We start from the raw sequence: 11,067 nt of genomic DNA, 5'->3' as shown, positions 1-11,067 counted from the left end.
TCTCAATATATAGATTATTATAACAAAGAAAGAATACAGGCAAAATTAAACTACCTTTCTCCTGTAAAATACAAGAAAAAGGTAGCCTAGGTTGTTTTATATTGTTCCACATGAAGGGTGCAGTTCATATAATTAGGGTGTTTTTTATGTAAAAATTACAAATGTTTATAAATTAATACAAAAATATTAATAAAATTGCAAAATAAGTATTGAAAACTATTATCATTTAATGTAGTATATAAATAGAAATTGATAATCTATATCAAATGAATATGAAAAACACTTTCGGAAAGAAAAGTGAAACAGGAGAAAAAAATGAAAAAAAGACATTTAATCATAATGTTAACTGGATTATCTTTAGTTTCTATATTTTTAGGAGCTAAGAATATAAATATAGTAGATATTTTAAGTGGAAATAAAGATGCCATACATCTTATGATAGTAAGTAGATTTCCAAGACTATTAAGTATATTAATGGCAGGAAGTGCTATGAGTATATGTGGATTAATAATGCAACAGATAAGTCAAAATAAATTTGTTTCTCCAACTACAGGAGCAACAATAGATTCGGCTCAGTTGGGAATAGTTATAGCAATGGTTCTAATACCAGGTGCAACAACAATGCAAAAGGCTATGGTATCATTTGTATTCGCCCTAGCTGGTACATTAATATTTATGACATTCTTAAGAAACTTAAAAGTTAAAAATGTAATATTTGTACCATTAGTTGGTATAATGTTTGGAAATATAATTGGATCAATAACAACTTATATAGGATATGAGTTTGAGATAATGCAAAATGTAGGTTCTTGGATGCAAGGAAACTTCTCAATGATATTAAAAGGTAATTATGAATTATTATATTTAGCAATACCACTTATGATTTTGGCATTTATATTTGCTCATAAATTTACAGTGGCAGGTATGGGAGAAGATTTTGCAACGAACTTAGGTCTTGATTATAAAAAAATAGTTAACCTTGGTCTTGTGATAGTTTCAATAGTTACAGTATGCGTAGTAATAACAGCAGGAGAAATCCCTTATATAGGATTAATTGTTCCTAATATAGTTTCTTTATATAAAGGTGATAATGTTCACGAAAATATATGGGACACTGCTTTATTTGGATCAATATTTGTTTTAGTATGTGATATAGCTGCTAGAGTGATAATTTATCCATATGAACTTTCTGTTGGACTTACAGTTGGAGTAATAGGAAGTGCAATATTCCTTTATCTAATATTTAGGAGGAAGTCATATGCAAGCTAATTTAGAAAATAAAAACTATATTAATAAAAATAAAAAAATAAGAAATAAAAAACAAAATTTAAATATCCCCATAGTAATCTTGTCAGCATTAATTTTAATTTCAGGTGCATTATTTTTAACACTTGAAATTAACTCTGGAAGTATGGAGTATGCTTTATCAAAAAGAATACCCAAATTAATAGCAATAGTAATTACAGGAGGATGTATTGGTTTCTCAACAATAATATTCCAAACTGTAACAGATAATAGAATATTAACACCGAGTGTTATGGGAATAGACTCTTTATATGTGGCAATACAGACAGTAATCATATTTGTATTTGGCTCAAGTAGCATGTTTGCATCAAATAAAAAAATAAATTTCTTATTATGTGTAGTATTTATGGTTATGGGTTCATTGGCACTATATAAATTAATATTTAAAAGAGAAAACTCTAATATAATGTTTGTGTTATTGGTGGGAATGATAACAGGAACACTCTTTAAAAGTTTATCATCATTTATGCAAATGGTAATAGATCCAAATGAATACTTAGTATTACAATCTAAATTGTTTGCAAGTTTCAATAATGTAAATGTAGATATATTACTTTTATCATTAGTAGTAATACTTTTAATAGTTCCATTTGTTGTTGATGATATTAAATACTTCGATGTTATGAGCTTAGGAAAAGATCAAGCCATTAATTTAGGAGTTGATTATGACAAATTAATGAGAAAATCATTAATAGTAATATCTGTTTTAATAGCTATATCAACAGCTTTAGTTGGACCAGTAACCTTTTTAGGGTTACTAGTTGCAAATGTTACTCGTGAAATGATGAAAACATATAAACATAGTTATTTAATAATTGTATCAATGCTTGTTAGTATATTTGCTTTAGTATTTGGTCAATTAATGATAGAAAGAGTATTACATTTAACTACACCAGTAAGTGTAATAATAGATATGATCGGTGGAATTTATTTTATGTATCTACTTTATAAGGAGAGCAGAATATGATAGAAGTAAGAAATTTAAGTAAACAATATAATGATAAAAAAGTGGTACATGATGTATCTCTTAAAATACAAAAAGGAAAGATAACTTCTTTTATAGGGCCAAATGGAGCTGGAAAAAGTACTGCTCTTTCTATGATAACAAGATTAATGAAAAGGGATAGTGGACAAGTTTTTATAGAAGGTAAAGAACTAGAAAGCTGGGACAAAAAAGAATTATCTCAAAAAATAGCAATACTAAAACAGTCTAACAATATAAATATTAGACTTACAATAAAAGAACTTGTAAGCTTTGGTAGATTTCCATATTGTGATGGCAAATTAAAAGATGAGGATATTAAGTATGTAGAAGAAGCAATAGAATATATGAGACTTACTGACATACAAGATAAATATTTAGATGAACTAAGTGGTGGACAAAAACAAAGAGCTTATATAGCAATGGTTATAGCTCAAGGAACGGAATATATATTCCTTGATGAACCGCTTAATAATTTAGATATGAACAACTCGGTACAAATGATGAAAGTTCTTAGAAAGTTATGTGATGATTTAGGTAAAACAATAATACTTGTAATGCATGACATTAACTTTACATCTTGTTACTCGGACTATATTATCTGTTTAAAAAATGGAGTTATAGTAAAAGAGGGAACTGTAGATGAAGTAATTAATAAAGAAACTTTAGAAAACATATATGAAATGGACTTTAAAGTTGAAGAAATAGATGGAAATAAAATAAGTATATATTTCTAACATTACTTATTTAAGCGGCTAAGAGGGTTATATATTTTAGATAAAATAGTGGCTTAAAAATTTAAATATTATATGATAATGATTATCTATATTAAGAATAGGAGAGGGACAAAATGAACAAAAAAGTAGCAGGTATAGTTAGTATAGTATTAATAGCAATAATAGGTGTATTTTCAATAGGAATGAAAAAGGATAAAAATAATGGATCAAACAATGAAGCAACGACTACTGTAGCAGTGACTGATGCAAATGGAGAAAAAGTTGAATTAAGTAAAAATCCAGAGAAAATAGTAGTATTTGATTATGGTGTGGCAGATATATTAAAAAACTTAGGTGTAGATATAGTTGGACTACCTAAGAGTAGAACTTTACCAGAAGTATTATCAGTTTATGCAGATGATAAGTATGCAAATGTTGGTGATTTAAAAGAACCTGATTTTGAGGCAATAGAGGCTTTAAATCCAGACCTAATAATAATTGGTGGAAGACAAGCTGATCAAATAGATTCATTCAAAGAAATAGCACCAACAGTTTATTTAGCAGTAGATGGAGAAAATTACATGGATTCATTCTCAGCTGTCGTAACAGATCTTGGAAACTTATTTGATAAACAAGAAGAAGCTAAAAGTGCTTTAAGTAAAATAGAAACTAAGGTTGCAGATTTGAATAAAGTAGTAAGTGAAAAGGGATTATCAGCATCAGTTGTAATGGCTAATGAAGGTGGAATAAGCTTATTCTCACAAGCATCAAGATATGGAATAATATATAGTGATTTAGGATTCAAACAATTAGATAAAAACATAGAAGAATCTACTCATGGACAACAAATAACATTTGAATATTTCTTAGAAAATAATTCAGACTATGTATTTGTTGTAGATAGAGGAGCTGTTACTGGCAAAGGTGAAGCAGCTCAAACATTATTTGATAATGAAATAATGAATAAAACAGATGTGGCTAAAAATGACAATATAGTTTACTTAGATTCAGCTGTTTGGTATACAATGACTGGTGGTATAGAGTCAACAAATATAATGATTGACGAAATAGCAGATGCTATAAAATAATATATTCATCTAACTTTTAAAAATGTAAAATTATAATGAAAATAAACTATAAAGAGGCTATGAGATTTAAATAAATCTCATAGCCTCTTTATAGTTTATAAAAGCATGATAATAAAATTTTAACCTTATTATTTATAGAAAAAAGAAGGTATCTTGTCACAATTCTAAAATATCTATAATAATAGGTATTTTTTTGTATTGAAAAATATTACTTAAAAAAATAGGCAAAATAATAAGAAGACAGATTTTAAATATAAAGTGAGGTGTATATCATGGAAAATATATTAAGATATTATTTAATGCCCCATCCACCTTTAATAATTCCATCTGTGGGAAAGGGACAAGAGAGGGCAATACAAAATACTATTGATGCTTGTAATCAGGTAGGAGAAGAAATAAGTAATTTAAAACCAGAGACTATAGTACTTATAACTCCTCATGGAACTATGTTTTCAGATGCTCTTGCAATTTCAAATGAAGAACGTATAAGAGGAGATTTTAGCCAATTTAAAGATTTTGATACTTATATAGAAGGTAGAATTGATAAAGAGTTTAATGAAGAGTTGATTAATACTTGTAATGTAGAAAATATACCAGCAGTAGGAATAGACTCAGATATTCTTAGAAAATTTAATAGAGAATACGAATTGGATCATGGAGCTATGATACCTATGTATTTTATAAATAAGTATTATAAAGATTATAAAATTGTTCACGTTACGTATGCAACTCTTAGCGATATCGAGTTATATAAGTTTGGAATGGCAATAAGAAAAAGTGCTGAAAACTTAAATAAAAAGATAGTGCTTATAGCAAGTGGAGATTTGTCTCATAGATTAAGTGAAGATGGACCTTATGAATATTCACCAGAGGGTTCAAAATTTGATAAGTTATTATTATATAATTTAGAAAAAGGTAATGTGCTAAGTGTATTTAATATGGACAAATACATGGTAGAATGCGCAGGAGAATGTGGATTAAGATCCGTATTTATAATGCTTGGCGCTATGGAAGGAGAAGAAGTTAAGGGTAAATTATTATCTTATGAAGGTCCTTTTGGTGTGGGATATGGAGTTATGGCTTTTAATAATGAATTAAAGGCACAAAGTAATTTACAAGAGTTAATTAATATGAAGAAGGAACTTTACAATAAAAAAATTTCAAACAATAACTTATATGTAAAATTAGCAAGGGAAAGTTTAAATCATTATTATACTTATGGCCACTTTATGGCAAAACCAAGTGAATTACCAAAAGAACTTAGCAAAGAAAAAGGTGGAGTATTTGTATCTCTTAAAAAATTTGGAAACTTAAGAGGTTGTATAGGAACTTTTTTACCAACAACAGACTCAGTAGCAGAAGAGATAATAAAGAACTCAGTGGAAGCTGCTATACATGATCCGAGATTTCCAAGGGTCACAGAAAATGAATTGCTAGATATAGATATATCAGTAGATATACTAAGTAGACCACATAAATCTACAAAAGAAGAATTAGATCCTAAAAAATATGGAGTTATAGTTATGCAAGGCCATAAAAAGGGGTTGTTACTTCCTGACTTAGAAGGAGTGGATACTGTTGACTACCAACTTCAAATAGCTTGTGAAAAAGCAAATATAAATCCACTTGAAGAATATGAAATAGAAAGATTCCAGGTGACAAGATACAAAGAAGGTGAATAGATGGAAGAAAAACTAAGATTTTATAAAGATGAAGGAAATTATATAAAATGTCAGCTTTGTCCTCATAATTGTAGTTTGATAGAAGGAAAGTTTGGAGTATGTAATCTTAGGACGGTGAAAAATAATATTCCTATAGTTATAAATTATGGAGAAGTCACATCTGTAAATGTAGATCCAATAGAAAAAAAGCCTTTATATCATTTTAAACCAGGAAAGGATATTTTATCTATAGGAACTTTTGGATGTAATATGAGTTGTAGTTTTTGTCAGAATCATGAAATATCACAGAATAAACCACCAACAGAATTTATCGACATAGATAAACTAATAAGCCTAATAATAAATATTCCTAATAATGTAGGGATAGCATTTACTTATAATGAACCTTTTATGTGGTATGAATATATTTATGATGTAGCTAAAAAAATAAAAGAATATGATAAGAATATTAGTATAGTTTTAGTTACCAATGGATTTGTAAATAAAGAGCCTTTAGAACAGATTTTACCTTTTATAGATGCAATGAATATAGATTTAAAAGGGTTTACAAAACAATACTATAATGAAGTTTGTGGAGCTACAATAGATTCAGTCTTAGAAACTATAAAAATAGCTAGTAAACATACTCATGTAGAAATAACAACTTTAATGGTTAGTGATAAGAATGATTCAGTAGAAGAAATAGTAGAAATTGCAAAATTTTTGGCATCAATAGATAAAAATATTCCTCTTCATTTAAGCAGATACTTTCCAAAATATAAAATGAAAAATCCTCCAACACTAGTGGAAAATATGATGAAGGCAAAAGAAGAATCTACTAAGTATTTGAATTATGTGTATGTAGGAAATGTAGCAGGTGTAGATAATAATACATATTGCCCAAATTGCGGATATAATCTTGTAATTAGAGATATTTATACAACAAATCCTCATATGAAAGGAGATAAGTGTCCTAATTGTAAAGAATATATAAATATTATATTTTAAAAGAAGTCCTCTTTTTAAGTTATTAATAAAGAGGACTTTTTACATGATAATAAAACTTCCTTATGAGAGGTATTTGATTATAACATAAAATATAATATAATTAATAAGAATACACTTACAATTGAGCAAATGATATTATAAATTGGGGAGATGAGGATGAAGATTACAATTAAAGACGTAGCAAGAGAAGCTAATGTTGCTGTTTCTACCGTGTCTAGAGTTCTTTCGGATAGTAGTAAAATTAGTGAAAAGACAAAAATAAAAGTTTGGGATGCAGTAAAGAAATTAAACTATGTTCCAAATGAAATGGCGAGAGGTCTAGCAAGCAAAAGAACTAATATATTAGCAGTAATTATACCACAATGGATTTGCGATTCCTTTTACCATCCTTTCTTTCTTCAAGTTTTTAGAGGTATAAGCAATTGTGCTAAAGATAGAGATTATTTTATTATGTATGCTTTTAAGGAAAACGATGACACTTGGATTAATAGATTCATAAAGAGTAATTTTGTAGAAGGCATTTTATTATTTCACGAAGAAGAGGATAAAATTACTACTCAGTTTTTAAAAGATATAGAATTTCCTTTTGTATCAGTAAGTTTACCTAAAAATTTGGAAGAGGCTTTATTCTTTGAAGATGATGAGAAAAAATCTATACATGAGGCAAATGGAAAATATCTAGGTCAATATGTAGCTAAGATAATGATGGATAAACTGGAAAGTAAAGATCCAGGGGAAAAATATTATATAATAAATACTAAGTTAATTGAAAAAGAATCTTTAGTAGAAAAAATGAAAAGTAAAGTCTTATATAATAGAAATATTTGAAATTAAATCAATAAATATATATAGTAAATAGGAGGGTTATTATGAAGAAATATTCGCTAGGAATTGATATAGGTGGAACTACAGTAAAATTTGGTTTATTTAATAGTGAAGGAGAATTACTGTATAAGTGGGAGATTGAAACTAGAAAAATAGAGAATGGAAAATATATTTTATCTGATATTGCACAGTCTATAAATGCTATTTTAGAAGAAAGAAATATATCTAAAGATGAAGTTTTAGGAGCTGGGGTTGGAGTACCAGGACCTGTAAAAGATGATGGAACAGTGTTAGGATGTGTAAATTTAGGATGGTCAGTATTTAATGTATCAAAAGCATTGGGAGAATTACTAAATATACCTGTAAAGGTGGCGAATGATGCCAATATTGCTGCACTTGGTGAAATGTATAAAGGTGGAGGAAAAGGTTACAGAACTATGATAATGGTTACTCTAGGAACTGGAGTTGGTGGTGGTGTTATTATAAATAACCACGTGATAGCTGGTGCTACTGGTGCTGGTGGAGAAATTGGTCATATAAATGTAAATCCACATGAGAAAGTAAGTTGTAACTGTGGAAGAAAAGGGTGCTTAGAACAATATGCATCAGCTACTGGAATAGCAAGGTTAGCTAAGGAAATCTTAGAAAGAGAAAGTTGCGACTCAAAATTAAGATATATTGAAAATATAACAGCTAAAGATGTATTTGACTTAGCAAAAGAGAATGATGAATTATCTATAAAAGTTATAGAAAAGTTTAGTTCTATTCTAGGGAGGGCGCTATCAAATATAGCTTGTATTTGTAACCCAGAAGTTTTTGTAATAGGTGGTGGAGTTTCAAAAGCAGGAGATATGTTGTTAAATAGCATAAAAAAGCATTACTTAGAAAATGTATTTTATGCTACTGCTGATACAGAATTTAAATTAGCAATATTAGGAAATGATGCAGGTATATTTGGAGGAGCAAAATTAGCAGGAGAAATTTAATATAAAGAAATTTAATTAGTATGTGAAAAATAAATCGCATACTAATTTTTTTTATGAATATTTAATATAAAGGAAAAAGGCTAAATGAATTATAAATATAAGGAGGTGGATAGTATGAAAGTTACCTTTGACAAATTAACAGATAAATATACAGAAGAAGTAATGGAAATTTATAATTATTATATTGAAAACACATATGCAGCTTATCCAGGAAGCAGATTACCTTCTAGATTTTTTGATAAATTAATAGAAGAAATAAATGGATATCCAGCTTATGTAGTAAAAAACAGAGATAAAGTAGTAGGTTTTTGTTTTTTTAATTCTTATAAAAGTTACAAGACATTTAAGGAAACCGCTGTAATTAATTGTTTTTTAGCTTATGAAGTAAAGGGATTAGGCATAGGAGATTACTGTTTAATAAAGTTAGAAGAAGATGCAAGACAGCTAGGTATAAAAAATATTTTAGCAATTATTCCTACAAAAAATAAAGTAGGAGTTAGATATTATCATACCAATGGATTTAGAACTTGTGGAACTATATCAGATATAGGAACAAAGTTTGGAGAAAGTTTTGGACTTGTAATAATGAAAAAAGTTTTATTTGAGGATGATAGTGAAAATTAACATTTTAAATGATAATATAATTTATAAAGGTTGTCTCAAAATGAGTTAATTCATTTTTGAGACATCTTTTTTTAATTTATAAGTAAATAATAATAAATTTCAAAATGTATACATTTTAACCTCTTAATTTGCTCAATATATAATTGATTACTAATTTAATAATAAATGAAAAGAGGTTAATCTATGACAAAAAAATTATTTTATAATGGTGATATTATTACATTAGAAGATGAACTTTATGCAGAAGCTGTATTAGTTCAAGATGGGAAAATTGCTAAAGTAGGCAAAAAAGATGAATTAATGAAAGACGCAGGAGATGCAGAAATGGTGGACTTACAAGGAAAAACATTGATACCATCATTTATTGACCCACATAGCCACTTTTTTGGTTATGCAAACTCTAAATTACAAGTAAATTTAGAAGATGCAGTTGATTTTAATGATATAGCTGATAGAATAAAAAAATTTATTGAAAAAAATAATGTTAAAAAAGGTGACTGGATAGTTGCTAATAATTTTGACTACAATACTTTAGCAGAAAAAACTTATCCAAGAATTGATTTTGTTGACCAAATTGCTCCAGACAATCCTCTTATAATTTCAAATAAATCAGGACATAATGGTGTATTCAACTCATTAGCAATGAAAGGTTTGGGGATAACAGATGATACTCCAGATCCAGAGGGAGGAATATTCTATAAAGAAAATGGTAAGTTAACTGGTTATGTAGAAGAAAATGCATATATTAATAATGTTCAAAGAGCTCCAATGCCTTCTACTGAAGATATTATGAAAGCTGTTATAGCAGCGCAAGATGATTATGCATCTTTTGGTATAACAACAATGCAAGAAGGTATGATTGTTCCGGCTCTTGCTGACTTTTTAGCATACATAGCCAATGCAAATATGTTAAAACTAGACTATATAGGATTTGTTGATATTAGAGAAAAAGATAAAATATTACCTAAAATGCAAGGATGTATAAAAGAATATAAAAACCATTTCAAAGTTGGAGGATTTAAGACTTTCTTAGATGGATCCCCACAAGGAAGAACAGCATATATGAGAACGGATTACTTAGGAGAAGAAAAAGGATATAGAGCTTATCCAGTTATGGGTGAAGAAGAATTAGAAAAAATTATAGAAACTGCATTAAAAGAAGATATGCAACTTTTAGCTCACTGCAATGGTGATGCAGCTGTAGCTCAATATTTAGAACAATATAAAATAGCTAAAGATAAGTTAAATGCAACAAATGATATAAGACCAGTAATTATACATGCCCAATTAATTGGTGTGGATCAATTGCCAGAAGTTAAAAAACTTGGTATGATACCATCATTCTTTATGGCTCATGTTTATCACTGGGGAGATATTCATGTTAATAACTTTGGATTTGATAGAGCTAGTCAAATATCACCAGCTAAGTCTGCTTTAGATGAAGGTATTAAATTTACGTTCCACCAAGATGCACCAGTTATTGAACCAAATATGATAGAAACAATGTGGATAGCTGTAAATAGAAAAATGAAAGATGGAACAGTTCTTGGTGAAAATCAAAAAATACCAGCACTTGCAGCATTAGAAGCTGTTACTAAAAATGGAGCATATCAATATTTTGAAGAAGATATTAAGGGAACTATAAAAGAAGGCAAATTAGCTGACTTAGTTATACTTGACAAAAACCCATTAAAAGTAGAGTCAGATGATATAAGAAATATTAAAGTTATGGAAACTATGAAAGAAGGTAATACTATATTTAAAGCTTAATTTAATGACTTAACCACATTTTAGAAAGAACTATAACATAAGTGATTTTTAATCCTTATGTTGTAGTTCTTTCTTTTTAATAATATAAAAAAGTTCTAAATC

At 28.2% G+C, this 11,067-nt stretch carries 11 protein-coding genes; all 11 read left to right on the top strand.

Features of this window, described 5'->3' with window-relative positions; translation table 11 throughout:
- The first annotated feature begins 9 nt into the window (after nucleotides 1–9).
- The 11 genes from NSA58_RS20980 to NSA58_RS09710 all read left to right on the top strand — a co-directional run bounded on the left by NSA58_RS20980 (nucleotide 10) and on the right by NSA58_RS09710 (nucleotide 10,965).
- Nucleotides 10–90, top strand: coding sequence for an IS3 family transposase (locus NSA58_RS20980; protein ID WP_408645542.1), 81 nt, complete (start codon nucleotides 10–12; stop codon nucleotides 88–90).
- Nucleotides 91–315: 225 nt separating this feature from the next.
- A complete protein-coding gene (locus tag NSA58_RS09755) occupies nucleotides 316–1,269 on the top strand; it encodes an ABC transporter permease (protein ID WP_039679776.1) in 954 nt (317 codons plus the stop codon).
- Nucleotides 1,259–2,272 (top strand): iron chelate uptake ABC transporter family permease subunit, encoded by a 1,014-nt coding sequence (locus NSA58_RS09750; protein ID WP_074078833.1) that lies wholly within the window; start codon nucleotides 1,259–1,261, stop codon nucleotides 2,270–2,272. Before NSA58_RS09755 ends, NSA58_RS09750 begins: the two co-directional genes overlap by 11 nt.
- Nucleotides 2,269–3,024 carry an iron ABC transporter ATP-binding protein gene (locus tag NSA58_RS09745; RefSeq protein ID WP_039679775.1) on the top strand — a complete coding sequence of 252 codons (756 nt, stop codon included), beginning with the start codon at nucleotides 2,269–2,271 and terminating at the stop codon, nucleotides 3,022–3,024. The genes NSA58_RS09750 and NSA58_RS09745 overlap by 4 nt, the downstream gene beginning before the upstream one ends.
- A gap of 113 nt (nucleotides 3,025–3,137) precedes the next feature.
- Nucleotides 3,138–4,091, top strand: a complete 954-nt coding sequence (locus tag NSA58_RS09740; RefSeq protein WP_039679774.1) for a siderophore ABC transporter substrate-binding protein — start codon at nucleotides 3,138–3,140, stop codon at nucleotides 4,089–4,091.
- A gap of 272 nt (nucleotides 4,092–4,363) precedes the next feature.
- Nucleotides 4,364–5,773 carry an AmmeMemoRadiSam system protein A gene (gene amrA / locus NSA58_RS09735; RefSeq protein WP_039679773.1) on the top strand — a complete coding sequence of 470 codons (1,410 nt, stop codon included), beginning with the start codon at nucleotides 4,364–4,366 and terminating at the stop codon, nucleotides 5,771–5,773.
- On the top strand, nucleotides 5,774–6,760 hold the full coding sequence (amrS, locus tag NSA58_RS09730; RefSeq protein WP_074078835.1) for an AmmeMemoRadiSam system radical SAM enzyme: 987 nt from the start codon (nucleotides 5,774–5,776) through the stop codon (nucleotides 6,758–6,760).
- 156 nt (nucleotides 6,761–6,916) lie between these two features.
- Nucleotides 6,917–7,588, top strand: a complete 672-nt coding sequence (locus NSA58_RS09725; protein WP_052232986.1) for a LacI family DNA-binding transcriptional regulator — start codon at nucleotides 6,917–6,919, stop codon at nucleotides 7,586–7,588.
- A 41-nt stretch (nucleotides 7,589–7,629) separates the two neighbouring features.
- Nucleotides 7,630–8,571, top strand: coding sequence for an ROK family glucokinase (locus NSA58_RS09720; RefSeq protein ID WP_039679771.1), 942 nt, complete (start codon nucleotides 7,630–7,632; stop codon nucleotides 8,569–8,571).
- Nucleotides 8,572–8,685: 114 nt separating this feature from the next.
- Entirely contained in the window at nucleotides 8,686–9,195 is a 510-nt protein-coding gene (locus NSA58_RS09715) for a GNAT family N-acetyltransferase (RefSeq protein WP_074429913.1), read from the top strand.
- Between the two features lie 183 nt (nucleotides 9,196–9,378).
- Entirely contained in the window at nucleotides 9,379–10,965 is a 1,587-nt protein-coding gene (locus NSA58_RS09710) for an amidohydrolase (RefSeq protein WP_039679769.1), read from the top strand.
- The last annotated feature ends 102 nt before the right edge of the window (nucleotides 10,966–11,067 follow it).

It is taken from the genome of Terrisporobacter muris (assembly GCF_024621905.1).
Taxonomy (GTDB): Bacteria; Bacillota; Clostridia; order Peptostreptococcales; family Peptostreptococcaceae; genus Terrisporobacter; species Terrisporobacter muris.
This window is presented reverse-complemented; position numbering and strand designations above follow the sequence as displayed.

Excerpts from the sequence above, each read along its gene's own strand:
- NSA58_RS09740 (WP_039679774.1), top strand. The coding sequence starts at position 3,138 with ATGAACAAAAAAGTAGCAGGTATAGTTAGTATAGTATTAATAGCAATA.
- NSA58_RS09720 (WP_039679771.1), top strand. The coding sequence starts at position 7,630 with ATGAAGAAATATTCGCTAGGAATTGATATAGGTGGAACTACAGTAAAA.
- amrS (WP_074078835.1), top strand. The coding sequence starts at position 5,774 with ATGGAAGAAAAACTAAGATTTTATAAAGATGAAGGAAATTATATAAAA.
- NSA58_RS09710 (WP_039679769.1), top strand. The coding sequence starts at position 9,379 with ATGACAAAAAAATTATTTTATAATGGTGATATTATTACATTAGAAGAT.
- NSA58_RS09745 (WP_039679775.1), top strand. The coding sequence starts at position 2,269 with ATGATAGAAGTAAGAAATTTAAGTAAACAATATAATGATAAAAAAGTG.
- NSA58_RS09755 (WP_039679776.1), top strand. The coding sequence starts at position 316 with ATGAAAAAAAGACATTTAATCATAATGTTAACTGGATTATCTTTAGTT.
- NSA58_RS09750 (WP_074078833.1), top strand. The coding sequence starts at position 1,259 with ATGCAAGCTAATTTAGAAAATAAAAACTATATTAATAAAAATAAAAAA.
- NSA58_RS09725 (WP_052232986.1), top strand. The coding sequence starts at position 6,917 with ATGAAGATTACAATTAAAGACGTAGCAAGAGAAGCTAATGTTGCTGTT.
- NSA58_RS09715 (WP_074429913.1), top strand. The coding sequence starts at position 8,686 with ATGAAAGTTACCTTTGACAAATTAACAGATAAATATACAGAAGAAGTA.
- amrA (WP_039679773.1), top strand. The coding sequence starts at position 4,364 with ATGGAAAATATATTAAGATATTATTTAATGCCCCATCCACCTTTAATA.